The following is a 20490-nucleotide window of genomic DNA, read 5'->3' as shown; positions in this document are numbered from 1 at the left end:
ATAGCAGTTAATCTGAGCACTTTTTGAAATAATCCGTTCTTAAAATCAGCAGTTTTTAAGCAAAAAAAAAGCGCCTTACTATAAGGCGCTCTTTTACTATATCGAGAACAACGATATCTTACCATTCGCTTATTTTAGCCATTTCTGTAAAAACCCAACTCGAGAAATTACTAAAAATTCTAGTAACGCGATAGCCACAATCGCGATAATAGCAGTCGGGAATATGACAGCCACAACTAATAAAGGAATGGCAAGCGGCCACCAAACGGAAACATCTGAGCTGCGAGCTGGCGGGTTTAATCCTACGCTATCGCTTGCATGACGAGGGCGACGCTGCCACCACATAATATAACCACTGATACAGATAGCGATGACTGACAGACAAAACAAGACGTTGGCCAACACACTCCACCATCCGAGCGTCCCCATATGCAGCGCGATACCAGCCGCCATGAATTTACCAAACGCGTTGTAATCATCGAAATGAATATCAGCCAAAACGTTACCCGAATAGCGGTCGATATGTACCGTACGATCTGCTGTCGGACTGCTCATATCATAGCTCATTGAATCTTGGCTAATGGTCCAGACGCCTGTATTACCTTGTGGTAGGTTAAGCTGATAACGCCCTACAAAACCGATTTCACGAGCGTAGCGATCCACCGTATCAATCATAATAGGTATGTTGGCGGCGATACCATCTTTACCCATCGTTGTGCCTGACACAGGCATCGGCGTCGACTCAAGTACCCAAGGAACTTCCTTAGTGTCGCCCGAGTTTAGGACGCTGCCATGCGTGGGTGCTTCAGTATGCGCTTCAGACGCTGCCGCGCCATGCACATGCGGCTCTGGTGTGGACTCTTGCATAGCAGCATGTTGACTGTGATCAATGGATACTGGAACAGGTGCAACGCCCCACTTACCCGCAGGAAACTGGCTCCATGATTGCACCACTCTTTCGCCCCATATACCTGCCCATGCCATGCCTGATATGCAGAAAAACAGTAGCAGCACAGAGATCCAGCTGCCCAATGTCGCATGAATAGTACGCATAAAAGAGCGTTTTTTCTTGTTGGTTACCCGCTCGTTAGGTATCAACATGGCTTTAACTGACTGACGTTTTTGCCACCACAGATACCAACCAGACAAAATCATCAAAATAGTCAATGATGCGGCCGTCTCCAACAAATAATCACCGATTTTACCAATTAACAAATCACTATGAATATTATTAAACGTATTATAAAGACCGCTACTAGTAGGCTCACTTTGGACGATGTCAGCTGTGTAAGGATTAACTGCCACCATATTGCTTTGGACGTCTGATTTTATCTGAAACAAAGCCACTGTATCGGTATCACGAGGAGCGATATATTTAACCAGTGTGCTATCAGGCAAGGTGCTCAGCGCGTTCTTTGCTTGAGTAGAGACAGGTGCCTGAACCGTAGACTCTAGCACAGCAATCGTTAATCGGTCATTGTCACGTCCTGCTGTGTTAGACATAAACAGCATACCGAGGGCTGTGACAGCTAAAACAATTAAAAAGGGCGCTACAAACATACCTGAATAAAAATGCCAACGCCATACTGTGAAATAGCGCTGGTTGCTGGTGGATTGGTTGGATGGTGTGTCCATAAATGTGACCTTAAACAATCTTTGGTTGCTCAATGAGCAACGTAAACCTATCGATAATAGTGATATATCTGCTTGCCAGACCAGTCTTAAGTAGTCTTAAAGCGAGCTAGAATGAAGCCATACAATGACATCGATACAGTGATATAAAATGCTACTGTAAATAACTGTGTTTGGAATCCTGCTGCATAATACGAGAAAAATCTGACAAAAACCATCGTTTAAAACGCATTGTTTAAAACAGTAAGTCTGCGTGACACCATTCGCAACACTTTATCTCTAGCCTTTTTTGAGCCCTACAAATACTTCTAAAAACTGTCCCGTTGTAATTTTTTAATGATAGTAATTATCGTTAGTGTTATCATTAGCGACGTTATAATATACTTCAACTGTTACACATAATATTTAATTATTTTAGTCCAAAAGGAAATCTGATGCGGTCTCAGCTAACTACCAACGTCATTCGCAAAAAATATCTCACCACCGCAGTACAAATTGGCTTAATCATGGGTATGAGTCATGCCGTTTACGCTGCAGAGACAACAAACAATATTGAAAACGATGAGGTTGCTACACCGTCAGCGACCTTAGACGCTATTACCGTCTACTCAGATGGCTATCGTAGTACTGGCACCAAGACTGCATTGGATCCAAACGATGCACCAATGAGTTATACCAGAATCGATCAAGAGCTATTACAAAAGCGTCAGGCAGACAGCGTCGATGCTGCACTACGTTATGAGCCGGGCGTAAGCTCTGAGAGCCGTGGCACAGTATCTGTCTTTGATGAGTACAATATCCGCGGGTTTAAAACTTATTCAAACTTCTATGACGGGCTAAGACTACCTTATGATGGTGCATGGAATCTAATGCCTCAAGTAGATATCTATGCGACTGAAGCAGTAGAAGTCGTGAAAGGCTCTGCCTCTTCCCTGTATGGCTATGCCGCACCAGGTGGTATGGTCAACCAAATAGCCAAAGCGCCTAAAAGCACTCAAGAGAATGAAGTACAGCTACGACTCGGTAATCAAAACCTAAAAGAAGTGGCTGTCGATAGTACAGGCCCAATCACAGATAATTTAGATTATCGATTTGTTGCGCTAACGCGCCAAAAAGATGGTCAGATGGAAACCACGGAAGAAGAGCGTTTATTGGTAAACCCATCGCTCAAATGGCAAGCGACAGATGATGTGTCCGTGCTTGCTAATCTTTATTATCAAGACGATCCTGATATGGTTCCCTCTACCCCCTTACCTGCTGTCGGCACTGTCTACAATGCAAGCTATGGCAAGCTCGATAGCGATGCCTATGCAGGCGATGAATGGAATAAATTTAGCAAAGAAGTATTTATGCCAAGCGTCACCGTAAACTGGGATATCAATGACCAATTAACTTTTAAACATATCACGCGCTATACCGATTCTGAAGCAGAGCAGCGTAATATGTATAACAGTGAAGGTTTTGTAGAGGGTAGTGATACGATTCTCAATCGCGTGGCATATACCACGGATGAGAGCATGAATAACTGGACTACTGATAACCAGCTTGCCTATAAATTTGATACCGCTAACACTTCGCATAACTTATTGTTCGGTGTTGAGTATCAAGAGACAGATAGCACTGCTGATTACTATGATGCTGGTGCAGATGGCACACCAAATCTTGATCTATCTAATCCAGATTTCTCACAAATCAACGCTAATACTCTGCCATTAGATGCTTATCGTCAAGAGGAAGATATCGAGCAAAGCCAGCTTGGATTTTATGTGCAAGATGAGATGAAGTGGAAAGATCTAACAGTCGTAGCAGGTCTACGTCATGACAATTTTGACAGTAATACTGATCAAACCAAAGCTACTGAAGGCGTCATCTATAGCGACAAAACGATTGACAATGATGCGTCAGAAACCAGTGGTCGCTTCGCTGCCATTTATGATTTTGATAATGGTCTATCGCCGTTTGCAAGCTATTCTCAGTCGTTCCAGCCAGTGGTCGGTAGTAACTTTATTACTGATGAGCCGTTTGAGCCAACCACAGCCGATCAATTAGAAGCTGGTGTTAAATATTTGTCTCCAGATCGTGCCACTCAAGGAACGCTTGCGATATTTGATATCACACAGAAAAATGTTGTGGTATCAGATTACGTCAACTATAGAGATCAGACCCAAACTGGTGAAATTGAATCGAAAGGCTTTGAGATATCAGGTAGTCGCATGCTCAATGACTGGGTAGACGTGGCCGCAAGCTATAGCTACACCGATGCTGAAATTACAGAAGATGAATTCAATCCTGATGTGGTCGGCAATACTCCTGCTCAAACCGCCAAGCACAAAGCCACGCTATGGGCAGACTACTATGCGACAGACAAACTCACGCTCAACGCTGGTGTTCGCTATGAAGACGGTATGCAGATTGATAAACAAAATACAGGTGAGCTACCAAGTGTGACCTTGGTCGATATCGGCGGCAGTTATCAAATCAACCCTATGCTGGCGGTAGGAGCTAGTGTCAACAACCTGTTTGACAAAACCTATGTCGGTGCGTGTTACGACATCAATAACTGCTGGATGGGACCTGAGCGCCAAATGTCAGTCAGTCTAAAAGCAAGCTTCTAATAAATTTTACAAACAGTGGGTTGGTTATAGTATTAGCAGGCCAATCCGCTGTTCGAAGGAAAGCACAATATGGCAAAACCTACTCCAAGAGTACTAGAGGTTATCGACACTAAATACATTACGCCAAATATGTGCCGTATCACATTTGGTGGTGCTGGTATGGTTGATTTTCCGACTGATCAAGAAAGCGCTTATATCAAACTGATATTTCCTCAAGGTGACGATATCAAGCCATTGATGCGTACTTATACCATCATTGCCCAACGTGATACTGAGATTGATGTTGATTTTGCTTTACATGAGACAGAAGGACCTGCATCGGTATGGGCACGAAATGCGCAAGTCGGTGATCAGATTCTGATAGGTGGCCCAGGACCAAAGAAACTCATCAACAATGAAGCAGATTGGTTTTTGTTAGTCGGCGATATGACCGCGCTACCGGCAATCACCGTCAACTTAGCTCAGTTGCCTATGGATGCTCGCGGTTATGCAGTACTTGAAGTGACGACTGAGGCAGATCGTCAAACGCTCAAAAAACCAGAGAACGTCAAGGTACATTGGGTGATTAATGCTCACCCAAATGCAGACGATAGTCCTTTACTGAATTGCGTCAAATCATTGAGCTGGCTTGAAGGGCAACCTGCCGTTTGGGCGGCGTGCGAATTTCATAGTATGCGTGCACTGCGTCAGTACTTCAAAGTTGAGCGCGCAATACCAAAGACGCATTTATATGTGTCTAGCTACTGGAAAGTCGATAGCACAGAGGATCAACATAAAGTCGTCAAAAGTCAGGATGCGCAAACGGAAGAACAGTAAATACGTATTTCGCAACAAAAAAAGGTGGAGCGAATCTTAGCCCCACCTTTTTTATCAACCATCATCTATCATGCTTCGTTGACCTTCCCCTCTTTAACCCGACTAATTGTCAGTCCCGTAAACCCGAATAGCAGCGTCAGCAATAATGACAAATAACAGAAGAACGCATAAGGCAAGTAATCTAATACTGGCACCCCTAATGCCTGACTGATAAACACCCCGCACACACTCCACGGTACTAATGGATTAATCACCGTCCCTGCATCCTCAATCGTCCGTGACAAATTCTTTGGATGTAAGTGTAAACGCTCAAACGTTGAACGAAATGCCGTACCTGATAATAGAATACTCAAGTACTGTTCACCAATCAGCACGTTAATGCTTAGTGCCGACATCGCTGCGGCAAATATCGCTCTTCCTGATGTCGTGAGTGCATCCTTAATACCAGACAGCAGTGCTGGTAGAATCCCTAGTGCCGTTAATAGACCACCTAAGCTTAATGCCAGTATCACAATCGCCTGGGTAAAGAACATACTCTGTACACCGCCGCGTGACAGCATACCACCTACCTCACCCAGCTCTAATGACTCAGCAGGAGAATAGCCTGCAAACAGATAGCCGCCCAATTGTCCAAAGCTTGGTGAGCTATGTATATAAGTAATGACAAGTGCCGCGGCAATCGTACAGATAATCGTATAAATCGCATTAATTCGAAACAGTGCCAACCCTACCAACACGACAAAGGGTAATACCGAATACCCATGTACCAACCCACTGTCTATCAGCTGACCTTGTAGTATGGTTACTTGACCAAGATCAGAGCCTGACGTCTGTCCTGAGAACATCCAAAACAATATCACCGTCAGTATCCATGCAGGTACTGTCGTATACATCATATTGCGAATGTGTTCAAACAGATCAATACCGACTACAGAGGAAGCAATGGTACAAGTATCAGACAAGGGAGACATCTTATCGCCGAAGAACGCGCCTGATACTACTGCCCCAGCTGCGATTGCCACATTGGCATCAAAGGCATTACTCATCCCAATAAAGGCCACACCAAGCGTTGCAGCAGTGGTCAGACTACTGCCTAGGGCAATACCAATAATAGAGGTCAAGATAAAGGCGGAGATATAGTAGTACTCAGGTGAGATCAGCTGGAAGCCTACATACATAAGCGTAGGGATAGCGCCAGACATCATGAGAGCGGCTACCATAAGACCAATAAAGAAGAACAAATAGATAGCACCAATACCGCGCATGACACCTGATGCCATTTGCGATTGCATGTCATCAAAGCTAAGTCCTTTAACCATACCTATAGCGAGTAGCACACAGATAGCAAGAATAAGAGACAGATGCGGTACCCAGCCAAAGCCGATCATGGTGATACCCATGATACCGATGACGATGGTGGATATGATAAAGGCGAGCTTGGCGCTGATTATGGTAAGGGGGGTTGGTGGCATGACACATCCTTAAAATGCCAGTAGACACTGGCACTATATTGGGTTTAATTTTCATGTTGAAAGTATGAATAAATTGGTTTGCTAACCAAAAACCGACTACTTACCCAGTAAGTCATCGGTCTTAGCTGCCATGATAAAATCATTGCGATGCAAACCTTTGATACTATGCGACCACCAAGTGACCGTAGCCTTGCCCCACTCTACTAATATACCCGGATGATGCCCTTCTGCTTCAGCGATGTCTGCCAATTGATTAGCAAATGCCATCGCTGAGACGAAGTTTTTAAATTTATACTGACGCTGCAATTGTTGAATGCCATCTACCTCAATCAATGACCAATCAGGAATTTGCGATAAGAGTTCTTGTGCCTCGGCTTCATCAACTTTCGGTGCGCCAATGCGGCAGGCTTCACAGCTGTTTTGTGATAGTGCTGTCATAATAAGTTCCTTTTAAGTTGTTTGTTTTTGATAGCTGTTTTTTTAATACTCGTACATCCATGTTGAAATATCTGTACCGCTATTTTAATACTCCGTACTGAAGTGATTGTATTTACGTTTACATTTAAATTTTAACGGGTTTTTTCTGGATAGGTTGGCTCAAACAGTCCAAGCGACATAGCCTGCTTGACCGTCCCCATGATGTCACTATTGACGATATCAAATAAGGTATCTAGTTCATCTATAACATAGTAAATTGGTTGTATCTGATCGATACGATAAGGCGTACGCAATACATCGAGCAAATCAAACACTCGATGTTCTGGTTGGCGCTCTACTTGATGTGGGCTTTCACCTTGCTGATCAGAATGCTCTTTAAGCGCGTAGACCGTTTCAGAAGGTGAGCTTAATATACCGCCGCCATAGATTCTACGATCTTCCACGCGACTGCCGACCAATCCAAACTCGATGGTAAACCAATAAAGCCTTGCTAAAAACCAGCGCTCCTCTTTGGTTGCGCTAAGACCAAGCTTGCCATACGTTTCATTGAAAGCTGCAAACGCTGGATGAGTCAATAGTGGACAATGCCCAACGATTTCATGAAAAATATCGGGCTCTTCGATATAGTCCATGTCATCGAATCGACGAATAAAGGTCGCCACAGGAAAGGATTTATTGGCAAGCAATTTAAAAAACTTACCAAAACTGATGAGTGCAGGTACAGCTGCGGTCTGCCAACCTGTGGTCGCTTGTAATATCTCATCGATATCATACAACTGTGGAATATGCGTCGTCGGTAGGTTTAACTTGGTCAACCCTTCTAGATATGCTGGGCAAGCGCGATTGGGCGTTTGTGCCGCTTGGCGTGCCAGCAGCGCTTGCCACATCGCATGCTGATCCTCACTATAGTGAATATGACCATGACTATCTGGCTGGTGCGAGATATAGGGCTGTTTTTTATTTGTCGCGTTAGAATGACTGGACGCATCATCGCTTTGTTTATTAGTAGTAACGCTATTGGCACCGATGGCGGTATTGAGAGAATCTATCTGTGATAGGCGTTCCATGCCTGTATTCCTTTTATCGCAATGAGGGCATTACCTTGTATTCGTGCTTGTAGGTAATGCACTTATTAAGGACAACACAAACTCCTTTTGTCTTGTCCATTGATGAAACGTGGTCTAAGCGTTAGACAATATTATAGGGTTTCAGTCTCTGACTGCCCGACTGTACCGCGACGTACTTGGTCACGTTCTATCGACTCAAATAATGCCTTAAAGTTGCCTTCACCAAAGCCATCCGCATAATCGCCTTTACGCTGAATGAACTCAAAGAACACTGGGCTACCCAAAATAGTTTCAGAGAAAATCTGTAGTAGCAGACGCGGTGCACCGCCTTCTGTCGTACCATCTAACAAAATACCGCGCGTTTGCAAGTCGGCGACATTTTCACCATGATTTGGCAAACGCTCGCTGAGCATTTCATAATAGGCAGCATTTGGTGCAGTCATTAGCGGAATGCCAGCCGCTTTTAGCTTATCGATACTGGCAAACAAATCATCACTGGCTAGAGCAATATGCTGAATACCTTCACCATTGAAGTGCATTAGATACTCTTCGATTTGACCACCACCCTGCTTGGCTTCTTCATTTAACGGAATGCGGATTTTGCCATCAGGTGCGGTCATGGCTTTACTGGTCAATCCTGTGTACTCACCTTTGATATCAAAGTAACGAATCTCGCGGAAATTAAAGATACGCTCATAGAATTTTGCCCAGTACGCCATGCGTCCACGATAGACGTTGTGGGTTAAATGGTCGATCACTTTGAAACCATAGCCGACAGGGTTTCTGTCGATATCTGCAAAGAACTCGAAATCGACATCATAGATAGATTCGCCATCTTTATAACGGTCAATCAAATAGATCAATGAGCCACCGATACCTTTGATAGCGGGCAATCTAAGCTCCATTACACCAGTTGGTACATCTACTGGCTGCGCACCCATTTCCACGGCACGCTCGTACGCTTTTTTGGCATCTTTTACCCGAAAGCCCATGCTACAAGCACCAGCACCATGCTCTTCAACGAAGTAACTGGCTTGGCTTTTTGGCTCACGGTTTAGAATAAGGTTGATATCACCTTGGCGATATAGAGCAACATCTTTTGAGCGATGATTGGCGACATGAGCAAAACCAAGCTGCTTAAACAATGCGTCGACCGCATCAGGTTGTGGAGAGGCGAACTCGACAAAATCAAATCCATTTAGTCCCATTGGGTTGTCAAATAAATCTGCCATTGTAATTATCCTTAATTTCAATTGGTAATAGAAAGTCGATGAGTAGTAAAAGTCGATAAAACGATTGGTAATCAATCTTTATTGTTGACGTTGTATTTATATTAGATTAGCTTTATTTATAAGACTAATTGTTTTTTATGATTTATTTATCAGGTTTACTTATGAATATCAGCATTCGCCAATTGACCGCATTTATCAAAGTCGCTGACAACGGCAGCTTTACTCGTGCCAGCGAACAGATGTATTTGACCCAATCTGCTGTCAGTGGATTGATTAAGGAATTAGAGACTGGCCTAGGTATCGTGTTGTTTGATCGCACCACTCGCCAATTGTCATTATCCGCAGTGGGACGGCACCTGCTACCACAAGCGCGCCGCATCTTAAATGAGATGCAGCTGTTTGAAAATGAAGCAAGTAGCTTGACCAGTTTGGCGCAAGGTCAGGTGCGCTTGGCTGTGTCACAGTTCGCGGCGTCTTCCCTACCTGCTGTCATCGCCCAATTTTCTAAAGAATATCCAAATATCGGCGTCTCACTATTGGACTGCTCAGCAGAGAATTTGCTCAAGCATGTCCAAGATATCGAAGTTGATTTAGGCGTTGGTACCGAGCTTGGTATCTTCGAGGCAGAAGATGATATCGGTGCTGACTTGTTGTATCAGCTACCATTTTGCGTGGTTATGCCAGACAATCATGCACTGACACAAAGAGACGAAATTACTTGGCAAGATTTACTAGAGACGCCACTAATTACCTTACAAGGTCCATTCCTTGATCAAGTAACCGCAGAGCTTGATGACGCTATATCCGATCATGTCCAGCAGGCCCGCTACAAGGTGAATTTTATGTCCACCGCGCTTGAGATGACGCGACAAGGCTTTGGTATCACACTGTGCCTGCCCTATATGCCTGAAGTTATTGATTGGGTTAGTGCCAACGGCCTGTTGATGCGCCCGCTCACACAACCGGTCAAAATGCGTCAATTTTTTATCTATCAGCGTGCTTCAAGAGCGCTTTCTCCGGCGACGATTGCTTTTAAGCAGTTTTTGCAAACGTATTTTGCGACCCATTATAACGACCTGCATCACTCTGAATCATCGTCTACCGAATGACATATAGCATTTAAAATGTGTCTAATAGACAGATAAACAATCTATTTGGCTATTTATTTTATTAATTGCGTCATATAACCCACTCTCGTATTGAGTTCGGCCGCAATTTGCTCTATGATTTTCTGCTGCTCGATTTATATTTTTATAAGGAAATGGCATGTTTGAACGTATCGATTATTACGCTGGTGATCCAATCTTAGGTCTTATGGAAAAATACTCAGCAGATAGCAATCCTAACAAGGTCAATTTAGGCATTGGTATTTATTACGATGAGAATGGCGTATTGCCTGTACTTGACTGTGTAAAAACAGCCGAAGAGCGTATTGCGGATCCAGTCGCACCACGTCCGTACTTGCCAATGGCAGGTCTACCAGGTCACCGTAAAGGCTGTCAGGAATTATTATTCGGTAAAGACGCACAAGTTTTAAAAGATGGCTTAGTAGCCACTATCGCCACAATCGGCGGTTCTGGCGCTTTGAAAGTTGGTGCTGAATTTATCCATACATGGTTTCCACAAGCTAAGTGCTATGTGAGCGATCCTACGTGGGGCAACCATATTGCTATCTTTGAAGGCTCTGATGTAGAAGTGGGTAAATACCCGTACTACGACAAAGCCAACAGCAGCATCAAATTTGATGAAATGATTGCGTTTTTTGAGACATTGAACAAAAACGACGTCATCTTGCTACACCCATGCTGCCATAACCCAACTGGTATGGATTTAACCCAAGCGCAATGGGATACCGTACTCGATGTCGTTAAGGCTCGTGAGCTGATTCCATTCATGGACATCGCTTATCAAGGGTTTGGCGAAGACATGGACAGCGATGCTTACGCTATTCGTAAAGCGGTTGAGATGGGCTTGCCATTGTTTGTCAGCAACTCATTCTCTAAAAACTTGTCGTTATACGGCGAGCGTGTCGGTGGTCTATCAGTTGTCTGCCCAACCGTAGACGAAACCGAGCGCGTATTCGGTCAGCTCAATGCAATGGTACGCCGTATCTACTCAAGCCCGCCGTCGCACGGTGGTCGCGTGGTTGATATCGTCATGAACGACGGCCAACTACATGAGCAATGGGTCAGTGAGGTTTACGCCATGCGTGACCGTATCAAAGCCATGCGCTTAAAGCTAAAATCAGTACTAGAAGCTAAAATCCCTCACCGTAACTTTGACTACATCACTCGTCAAAACGGTATGTTTAGCTTTACTGGCTTGACGCCTGAGCAAGTCGAGCGTCTACAGACTGAGTTTGGTATCTATATGGTTTCTAACTCACGCATGTGTGTGGCTGGGCTAAACACCAGCAACATCGATTATGTGGCCAATGCAATGGCAGATGTCTTAAAAGACTGATTAAGCTAATTTGCTTAATATGTTGCTCAATATGTAATTTTATAAAAAATGAACGCGGATAAGAAAGGCTGAGCGATTGCTCGGCCTTTTTTTGTGCCTAGCATTTCGTCAACACCATTTAGTTATAACCATTCAATCACAACGCTAGCAATAAATTTTTAAAGAAAATTTTTGCGGAAGACATTGCACAAAAAACTTGCAATCTACATATCAATAAATTACATTATACGTAAGTAATTAACTATAACGTAATTAATAATTACATTAGCAAGGAGCAAATCATGTCAACGATTGACAGCACCCTCACCTCTTTTATTGATATCGCCACTGACTCTGACTTTTCTATTCACAATCTTCCTTATGGTATTTTCAGCGAGACCAAAGACGCTGCTAATGATAACCAGTGCCGTGCAGGCGTTGCCATCGGTGAGTATGTACTCGATTTGTCTGTATTAGAGACAGAAGGGTTATTAAATTTGGATGGTGGTCCTTACTTCGACCAGCCTACTCTAAATGCTTTTATTGACTCTGGTCGAGACAATTGGACCAAGGCACGCACTACCATTCAGACACTATTATCTAGCGATAATGACACCTTACGTGATAATGCAGACTTGCAAAAAAAGGCGTTGATTAAGCAAGCTGACGTCACCATGCATTTGCCAGTTCAGGTACCGGGATTTACCGATTTTTACTCCTCAAAAGAGCATGCAACCAACGTTGGTACCATGTTCCGTGACCCAAATAATGCTCTGCTACCTAACTGGACCGAAATGCCAGTTGGCTACAATGGACGCGCCAGCACCGTCGTCGTCAGTGGGACTGATATCGTACGTCCATCGGGTCAGCTAAAGCCTAGCCCTGATGAGCGTCCTATTTTTTCTGCCTGTAAGCGCTTAGATTTTGAGTTAGAGACAGCTTTTGTCGTTGGTAAAGGCAATCATATTGGTCAACCAATTGCCGTAGATGAGGCCACTGATCATATCTTTGGCATGGTGCTACTTAATGACTGGTCAGCCCGAGATATTCAAAAGTGGGAATATGTACCTTTAGGTCCATTTAATGCCAAGACTTTTGCTTCTGAGGTTTCTCCTTGGATTGTCACTATGGATGCATTGGCACCATTTAGCACGGCTTGCCCAACGCAAGAGCCAAAGCCACTGGCCTATCTAAATGAAAAATCGAGCGACAACAGCTTTGATATCAACCTATCAGTCGAACTACTACCCAAAAATGCGGAAACAGCGACGGTCATTTGCGAGACCAATTTTAAATATATGTACTGGTCAATGGCACAGCAGCTTACCCACCACACTATCACTGGCTGTAAAGTAGACGTTGGTGACATGATGGGCTCAGGCACGATTTCAGGACCAACGCCTGACTCTTATGGTTCGATGCTAGAAATCGCTTGGAACGCTACCAAACCAGTCACACTAGAAGGCGGCGAGACGCGCAGCTTTATCGAAGATGGTGATACGGTCATTATGAAAGGCTATAGCGAAAAAAATGGCATACGTGTTGGCTTTGGCGAAGTGCGTGGCAAAGTACTACCAGCGCTTAGCTTTGATTTTGATAAATAGTATTTCAGAAATAACACATACAGAGAAATAGTAAAATAGGCGTGAAAATTCTCATGCAGGCTGGTAGGAAGACAAACACATTCACCTACTCATCGTTATGTGAATAAAGCCAAATGAGTGACACGCCTTATCAAAAGGATATTGATATGAGCTTTCAAATTGAGAAAATCCATCATGTGGCTTATCGCTGCAAAGATGCCAAAGAAACCGTCGAATGGTACAAAAAAAATCTAAACATGGATTTTATTTTGGCTTTCGCAGAAGATCATGTACCTTCGACCAAAGCCTTTGACCCTTATATGCACGTCTTTTTGGACGCTGGTAATGGCAATGTCTTAGCATTTTTTGAAGTACCTAACCAACCTGAGATGGGCTTTGATCCTAATACTCCGAGCTGGGTACAGCATTTAGCACTAAAGGTTAAAGATCGTGACGAGCTAATCGTTGCCAAAGAGCACCTAGAAAATGCAGGCATCGATGTCATTGGCGTGACCAATCACGGTATATTCCACTCTATTTACTTCTTTGATCCCAATGGTCATCGTCTAGAGTTAACCTATGACGATCCAACCTCAGAAGATAAAGTCTCGATGATTACGGATACCATCAAACAAGACATGCTAGACGAATGGTCTCGTACCAAACGCGCCCCAGCACATACTCAGTTTTTGCATAGTGATGAGTTAGCCGAAGCACGCGAAGTTGCTCCTGTCGGTGAATAACTAATTTTTCACTTCGTTTACTATCTTTTTACCTAATAAGTCAACCAACGCTTTGTACCTAAGTGTACTGATTGACGACTCGACCTATGCCTTAGGTATCAATAAGTAGTAAACAATATCTCCCCATCATGAAAGGACTCTATGATGAAAATAAGAACCCCTTTAGGAATACTCTTAGCCGCCTCGATTGCGATAACTGGCTGTTCCAATAATGATCAAGCAGCAGGCGCCTCTACCGGTGCTGACGACGTGACTACTTTACGATTTTCTCATTTCATGACTGCTACTGATAATATAAATATCGAAGCACTAGAGCCTTGGGCAAAGAAAATTGAAACAGATTCAAACGGTCGCTTAAAGGTTGAGATTTACCCCTCTGCAACGCTCAGCAAGCCAGGGGCGACCTATGACGCTACGGCGAAAGGTAGCGTGGATATTGGTATGCAAGCGCAAGGTTATACAGCAGGAAGGTTTCCTTTGACTCAGATTGTAGAGTTGCCCGGCATTACGAATACTGCACAACAGCAGAGCTGTATACTTCATAAACTATATGATGAGGGTGTTATTACAGATGAGTACGAAGACACTCATTTGCTTGCACTAATAGGCACTGGCCAAGGCGCACTTCATACCGTTGATAAGCCTATTCGTACGCCAGCCGACATGAAAGGTTTACGTATTCGCCAGCCTTCTGCTGTTGCTAGCCACATTATCGAAGCAACTGGTGCTGCGCCTGTCGGCATGCCTGCCAGCGATACCTATACCTCTCTGCAGCGCGGTGTCATTGACGGGCTCAGCTTTACTTGGCAGCCCATTCAAGCCTTTCGCCTTGATGAGCTGATTAATACGCACACCGACATCCCTTTTTATAACTCCACCTTTGTGATCAGTATGAACAAAGAGAAGTATAATAGTTTGCCTGATGACCTTAAAAAAGTAATCGATGACAATTCTGGCGCAGAGCTGGCAGCACATATCTCTAAAGTATTTGACGTCAGCAATGCCAAAGCAATGGCGGCTGCCAAAGAGAAAGGCGATATTATGATTGATATTCCTGATCCACTCAATGACCCAGATTGGAAAGGCCCATTAATGGAAGGCTCTCAGCATTACCTTGATGAAGTGAATGCAACTGGTCTAGATGCTGATAACGTATACGAAAAAGCAAAAGCGGCCAGTAGCAACTGTATGGTCTAAAGAATAGATATCAGATGACTAGTGCGTGAATTGAAGCCACGCACTAGCTTAATACTGGCTAAGCAATTTGATAACGCTGCGCTATCGCCAGTATGTTCTCAACCACGTTATGTTGCTCACTCATAGGCAATTGCTCTGTCGTTCCAATGATAGTGATAGCGTATTCTAACGATAAATTTTCGCTAGTAGTTTTATCACTACTCATGGGTGGGTTAACAGCGCTACTGGCAAGCTGTGGCAATATCACAGGTATCGTAATGGCATTAATACCCATGAGCATATCGCCAGTCACTACTGCATAACCCTGAGTACGAATTTTTGCTTGTAATTGAGCAAAGTCTTGCCACTTCTCGGTCACATCTGCTGCATTGTTCGTATGCCATTCCGCTGTGACCAGTGGCTGAATGACAGCATCAGGTTGATAACTGGCAAATAACTGTCCTGTAGCCGACGTCGTCAGAGGCATACGCGAGCCAATGCGAGTAATAATACTAATCGGGCTGTCTGGCTCAACGGACTGAATAATAATGGGGCCTTCGCTAAACCATTTGGCTATTTGCACACCGCAGTTTAAGGTATCTTTGATTTCATTAGCCACCTGCGTGAGACGTGCCAACAGATTGTTTTGGTTGAGTTCAGTATGTCCTAGTGATGCCAATGCATTGACTCTATCGCCAAGCCCATAGCGACCATCATCGAGCTTACGTGCGTAGCTCTTACGGATGAGACTGACCAAGTAACGATGGGATTTTGCTGGATGCATTTGCATGGCTTCAGCGATATCTTTTAACATCATAGGCTCATTGCGGTCGATCAGCACATCGAGTATCGACAGCCCAATCTCAAGCGACTGAACCCCACTTTGGTTTTTATTGGTAATAGAACTGTCTACAAGGGTTTTATCTGCTGGCATGATTTGCTCGATTCTGATGTACTTGGTTATTTTTTAATGATGGTTTACTTGTTAATAGTTTTTCGATAGCGGCTTGCTCGATCAAATATCAATGAGACACAGACACTACTTCAGTAATATTTATCTTTATAAAAACACATCAACATAAGGACATGAATCATGATGACACTTTATGGCTACTTTCGTAGTAGCACGTCTTACCGTACTCGTATCGCTATGAATCTAAAAGGCTTAGATTACGACGATATCACAGTCAATTTAGCACAGGATGAACAGTTAGAATCTGCCTTTAAAGCGATTAATCCGCAAGGATTGGTGCCTGTCCTACAAGCTGATGATTTATTATTATATCAAAGTCCAGCTATCTTGGAGTGGTTAGAAGAGGTCTACCCTGAGCATGCACTGTTGCCTAACGATACTGCTGGCCGTATGCACGTACGTGCGCTGAGCGCCATGATTGGGTGTGACATTCACCCCATTAATAACCGCCGCATCCTACAGTACCTGCGTAATGAGCTGTCAGTAGACGAGGAAGATGTGATTGAATGGTGCAATCGCTGGATCAGTGAAGGTTTTGCCGCATTAGATACACGTTTGGCAGCGGATAAAAATCGCGGACAATTCTGCTATGGGGACAGCCCGACTCTCGCAGATTGTTATTTGATTCCACAAGTCTCTTCTGCTCGCCGCTTCAAAGTAGATTTGAGTGCGTACCCCAATATTGTCGCTATTGACACTCACTGCCGTACGCTAACAGCATTTGCAGATGCCGATCCTATGGTGCAGCCTGACGCACCAAAACGTGATGCCTAGTTTGAGATCATTTTGATAGAATACTTATCTTCTCGGTCAAATATTAAGTGACTTAGAATCAATACTCAAAATTGATATTTAATATTTGGCTGAGCTTTATTTTGTACCGAAACACGCATTTATAGTTATATAAATTACTTCTTCATTACTTATCTTTTTATCTGCTAGGTAGCACTATCTGGACTACTAACCCTTGAGTACTGTCTTTACGGTTATGAGCAATGATATACCCTTTGTGCGCCATAACTACCGCATGGACAATAGCCAATCCAAGACCATAGCCGCCAGTATCACGGTGCCGAGCAGTATCGAGCCGCACAAAAGGATGAAAAATACGTTCTAAGTCTTTGTTTGCAACACCGCCACCTTCGTCTGTTATATTAATTTGAACGGCTGGTGCCTTATTGTCCATCTGTATTGCCTTTATTTCAGCAATCACTGTCGAACCCGCTGCCGTGTGCATAAAGGCATTGCGAATGACGTTTTCAAGCGCGCTATATAACTGCTCTGCATTTCCTTGAACTGTCCAAAATCCTTCCGAACCATCTAGCGCTGAATCTACAGGCGGTTTCCATTGCCAATACACATCTTTATGTTGAAACTCGAAGCAGACATCCTCTCCGATATTACTAATAATCTCCGATATATCGACTACCTCACTCTCCAAATTATCAACGGTATATCGCTGCATTTGTAGAGACTGAATATGGATAATCTGCTCAATCAACTCACTCATCCTTGTAGACTCTTTGTCAATACGGTCTAAATAACGATTGGCATTGGGCGCAAAATCCCGAGTCAGTTCAGTCGCTACATCCAAACGAGCAAGTGGCGAACGCAGCTCATGTGAGATATCACTAAGCATTTGCTTGCGTGCCAGCTCGCTATCAACCAGCCTCGTCGATAGATGGGCAACGTCCTTTGCCAGTAGTCCTAGCTCATCCCCCCCCATCTTAGACAGTTCTGGGTTGGCTTGGTAATTACCATCAATCATACGATGTACTGTATTTTGTACATGGCCAATTCGCTTAGTCAGCGTACGACTGAGCCATATACAAACCAATACGCTAAAGATAACGATTAGTAGCAAACGTATCGGAAAATTACCTTGATGTAGCTCTACCACGTCTGAAAAACGCAATTGCGGACGCAACTGTATGATGATTGACTGACCATCAGGTAACTCAACAGACATATCGGCCAGTTCAGGACGAGTATTGATATCAACTTCTGCTGCACTACTTGCTGTTTTTGGCTTTAGGAACTCTCGCCAAAAAGACGGCTCATTTCTTGGTCTCTCATTGTCGTGTTCATGTAGTCTATTGTCAGCGTTGAGGCTTTCCGCCCCATAAGAATGATCATCAACGCTAAGCGATCTAGGCGACACTGGTCGCATCGGTTGTATCGCATGATCCATTATTTGTCGACCAGTTTGCAACGGTCTTTGCGCACGATCGTCTTTGTCACGATAACGCGGGAATATGATAGCGCCTCGCTCATCATAAACTCTGATTTGATTCATCAACTGGCGGTCTTGACGATACATCTGCCTTACAGACTCTATATCACCAGCCCGTAACAACACGACCATCTCTTCACGCTTGATCAATAGGCTATCGACCTGTATATCCATACGAGAAATCAGATCTTTTTCAACTAACCAGCGCTCTACCACAATAGACAATACAGAGGTAATTAAAATCGTCAATAGTAGGCTCAAAAACAGACGCCAAAATAGAGTAATTCTCACCTTAAACTTAGGTGCTTTTTTGAAGGTCTGCTCAGAATCTTTCATCGATATGTCCGTCATTACAGCACCAGTTGATAACCTTTTCCGCGTACCGCTTTTATCGGCTCATCGTGGAAAGGTTGAAGTTTTTTGCGTAAGCGAGATACGTGTACATCAAGGCTACGATCAAATGGCTGCAATTCGCGCTGCAAGACATTTTCTGACAGCCACGCCTTGCTTACCACCTCCCCTTTTTGTTTGAGCAAGGCCACAAGCAGATCAAACTCAGTACCAGTGACTTGTAACGGCACCCCGTCTATCTGACAAGCACGTTGGTTTTGATCGAGATACAAGCGACTCTCAGGCAATGGGGTATGCTCTGATGCGGTCGTATTAGTCCGTTTGATCACTGCATTGATACGCGCCAGCAGCTCTCTAGGGTTACAAGGTTTGGTGATATAGTCATCAGCACCAAGCTCTAGACCAATAATACGGTCAATTTCTTCCCCTTTTGCCGTCAGCATAATGACGGGGATATCGATGATGTTTGGTAATTGACGCAAGACACTCAGCCCATCTAGTTTCGGCATCATAATATCGAGCACAAGCAAATCATAGACCGTATCTTCGTGTGCCACCGCTTTGAGTCGTTGTATAACTGCTGCGCCATCATGCACGCAGTCGCAACGAATGCCATGATTGTCCAAATACTCTTGCAATAACTGGGTTAGTTCTTCATCGTCATCACCTATCAGAATGTTTGGCATGCTTTGCTCCTTTAATTTTTATTTATCTCTATTTAGTCCAATTGATTTATAGCAATTATAATATAAGAAAACCGTATACAAGTGACGCTGTGATGTGGTCAGCAGATCGACGTAGCAGTATTTTATTATCAGTAGACTGTAGTTAACCATATTATCAGGCAAGCACTTGCCAATTTACCGAAAACGTTACTTTTCTTAATACTTCATAAATGTTCGTAACCTTCAACTGTCGTAATATACTTCTATCAACTGCAAGTAGTGCATCTCTAAGATATTGACCATAACGAGCGATAACGTTTAGCAGATGATACTTGTGAGATAAAAATTCAGTGTTTATTAAATCAAACTCAACACAATCAAGGATATTATGATGAAAAAATTACTATTAGGCTCAGTATTAGCAGCTTCTAGCATATTTACAGTGACTGCTTGCACTAGTGTGAATGCGACCACTGATACAACGCCAACAGCGCAAATGCAAAAGAATCACAAAGATGGCGCGATGAAAGGCCCAATGTCCAAGCTAGATCTAACAGCGACACAGCAAGCGCAAATCAAAGCCATCATGCAAGACAAACGTAGCAATCGCACTGCTAATCGTGCAAAGCATCAAGCAGAACGCGCGCAAATGGGTCAGCAGATAAAAGCGCTAACCAATGCCAGCACTTTGAATACTGCTGCTTTGAACCGTTTAGCTGATCAACAAGCAGCAAAAGAAAAACAGCGCTTTATCGAGCGTGTACAGACACAACATGCCATCGCTCAAGTGTTGACCGCTGAGCAACGTGCGAAGATGGAACAGATGAAATCAGAGAAACAAGAAAAAGGTCGCAAGCATTCAAAAGATCGTAAAGGCCATGGCAAACAACATCAAGGTATGTAGATTGTCATCCATAGGCTGATTGGTCGTAACCTTTATTCATCAAGCCTATCGCTTTACTACCTATCACTTTAATTATAGAAAAAGCGCATCGTGTAAACGGTGCGCTTTTTTTTTGACTTAAACCTATGTGATTTAATAAGTATGTGAC

The 20490-nt window shown here is 43.7% G+C and carries 17 protein-coding genes; 9 read left to right on the top strand and 8 right to left on the bottom strand.

Going from position 1 to position 20490, the window contains the following annotated elements; translation table 11 throughout:
• Positions 1-129: 129 nt before the first annotated feature.
• Positions 130-1635, bottom strand: a complete 1506-nt coding sequence (locus tag ACT3QR_RS02440) for a PepSY-associated TM helix domain-containing protein (protein WP_444519793.1) — start codon at positions 1633-1635, stop codon at positions 130-132.
• A 431-nt stretch (positions 1636-2066) separates the two neighbouring features.
• On the opposite strand from ACT3QR_RS02440, the gene ACT3QR_RS02435 reads away from it, so the two are divergent.
• Complete coding sequence (locus tag ACT3QR_RS02435; protein ID WP_444519792.1) at positions 2067-4247, top strand: TonB-dependent siderophore receptor; 2181 nt, start codon at positions 2067-2069, stop codon at positions 4245-4247.
• 69 nt (positions 4248-4316) lie between these two features.
• Complete coding sequence (locus tag ACT3QR_RS02430) at positions 4317-5063, top strand: siderophore-interacting protein (RefSeq protein WP_444519791.1); 747 nt, start codon at positions 4317-4319, stop codon at positions 5061-5063.
• A gap of 68 nt (positions 5064-5131) precedes the next feature.
• On the opposite strand, the gene ACT3QR_RS02425 is transcribed toward ACT3QR_RS02430, so the two are convergent.
• The 4 genes from ACT3QR_RS02425 to hppD all read right to left on the bottom strand — a co-directional run bounded on the left by ACT3QR_RS02425 (position 5132) and on the right by hppD (position 9272).
• Positions 5132-6535, bottom strand: coding sequence for a Na+/H+ antiporter NhaC family protein (locus ACT3QR_RS02425; protein ID WP_444519790.1), 1404 nt, complete (start codon positions 6533-6535; stop codon positions 5132-5134).
• Positions 6536-6631: 96 nt separating this feature from the next.
• Complete coding sequence (locus ACT3QR_RS02420; protein ID WP_444519789.1) at positions 6632-6973, bottom strand: 4a-hydroxytetrahydrobiopterin dehydratase; 342 nt, start codon at positions 6971-6973, stop codon at positions 6632-6634.
• 131 nt (positions 6974-7104) lie between these two features.
• The gene (gene phhA, locus ACT3QR_RS02415; protein WP_444519788.1) at positions 7105-8040 is read right to left on the bottom strand and encodes a phenylalanine 4-monooxygenase; all 936 of its coding nucleotides are present in this window, start codon (positions 8038-8040) and stop codon (positions 7105-7107) included.
• Positions 8041-8171: 131 nt separating this feature from the next.
• Positions 8172-9272, bottom strand: a complete 1101-nt coding sequence (hppD, locus tag ACT3QR_RS02410; protein WP_444519787.1) for a 4-hydroxyphenylpyruvate dioxygenase — start codon at positions 9270-9272, stop codon at positions 8172-8174.
• A 161-nt stretch (positions 9273-9433) separates the two neighbouring features.
• Between hppD and ACT3QR_RS02405 the strand changes: the two genes are divergently transcribed.
• The 5 genes from ACT3QR_RS02405 (at position 9434) to ACT3QR_RS02385 (ending at position 15237) form a co-directional block, all read left to right on the top strand.
• The gene (locus ACT3QR_RS02405) at positions 9434-10381 is read left to right on the top strand and encodes a LysR substrate-binding domain-containing protein (RefSeq protein WP_444519786.1); all 948 of its coding nucleotides are present in this window, start codon (positions 9434-9436) and stop codon (positions 10379-10381) included.
• 157 nt (positions 10382-10538) lie between these two features.
• A complete protein-coding gene (locus ACT3QR_RS02400) occupies positions 10539-11735 on the top strand; it encodes an amino acid aminotransferase (RefSeq protein ID WP_444519785.1) in 1197 nt (398 codons plus the stop codon).
• A 281-nt stretch (positions 11736-12016) separates the two neighbouring features.
• Positions 12017-13318, top strand: coding sequence for a fumarylacetoacetase (gene fahA / locus ACT3QR_RS02395; RefSeq protein WP_444519784.1), 1302 nt, complete (start codon positions 12017-12019; stop codon positions 13316-13318).
• Between the two features lie 146 nt (positions 13319-13464).
• On the top strand, positions 13465-14040 hold the full coding sequence (locus ACT3QR_RS02390; protein ID WP_444519783.1) for a VOC family protein: 576 nt from the start codon (positions 13465-13467) through the stop codon (positions 14038-14040).
• A gap of 144 nt (positions 14041-14184) precedes the next feature.
• Positions 14185-15237 (top strand): TRAP transporter substrate-binding protein, encoded by a 1053-nt coding sequence (locus tag ACT3QR_RS02385; protein WP_444519853.1) that lies wholly within the window; start codon positions 14185-14187, stop codon positions 15235-15237.
• 58 nt (positions 15238-15295) lie between these two features.
• Here ACT3QR_RS02385 and ACT3QR_RS02380 read toward each other — a convergent pair whose 3' ends face one another.
• Positions 15296-16150, bottom strand: a complete 855-nt coding sequence (locus ACT3QR_RS02380) for an IclR family transcriptional regulator (protein ID WP_444519782.1) — start codon at positions 16148-16150, stop codon at positions 15296-15298.
• Positions 16151-16312: 162 nt separating this feature from the next.
• Here ACT3QR_RS02380 and maiA point away from each other — a divergent pair, with 162 nt between their 5' ends.
• Positions 16313-16963 carry a maleylacetoacetate isomerase gene (gene maiA / locus ACT3QR_RS02375; RefSeq protein ID WP_444519852.1) on the top strand — a complete coding sequence of 217 codons (651 nt, stop codon included), beginning with the start codon at positions 16313-16315 and terminating at the stop codon, positions 16961-16963.
• A gap of 157 nt (positions 16964-17120) precedes the next feature.
• Here the strand turns inward: maiA and ACT3QR_RS02370 are convergent, their stop codons facing one another.
• Together ACT3QR_RS02370 and ACT3QR_RS02365 are read right to left on the bottom strand one after the other, a co-directional pair.
• Positions 17121-18758: a sensor histidine kinase gene (locus ACT3QR_RS02370; protein WP_444519781.1), complete on the bottom strand. Its 1638-nt coding sequence runs from the start codon at positions 18756-18758 to the stop codon at positions 17121-17123.
• Positions 18759-18772: 14 nt separating this feature from the next.
• Positions 18773-19459: a response regulator transcription factor gene (locus tag ACT3QR_RS02365; RefSeq protein WP_444519780.1), complete on the bottom strand. Its 687-nt coding sequence runs from the start codon at positions 19457-19459 to the stop codon at positions 18773-18775.
• A gap of 367 nt (positions 19460-19826) precedes the next feature.
• On the opposite strand from ACT3QR_RS02365, the gene ACT3QR_RS02360 reads away from it, so the two are divergent.
• A complete protein-coding gene (locus tag ACT3QR_RS02360) occupies positions 19827-20342 on the top strand; it encodes a Spy/CpxP family protein refolding chaperone (RefSeq protein ID WP_444519779.1) in 516 nt (171 codons plus the stop codon).
• Positions 20343-20490 lie beyond the last annotated feature (148 nt).

It is taken from the genome of Psychrobacter sp. AOP7-B1-25, assembly GCF_052376195.1.
Classification (GTDB): Bacteria; Pseudomonadota; Gammaproteobacteria; order Pseudomonadales; family Moraxellaceae; genus Psychrobacter.
Note: the sequence above shows the minus strand (reverse complement) of the source record. Positions and strands in the feature narration are given on the sequence as shown.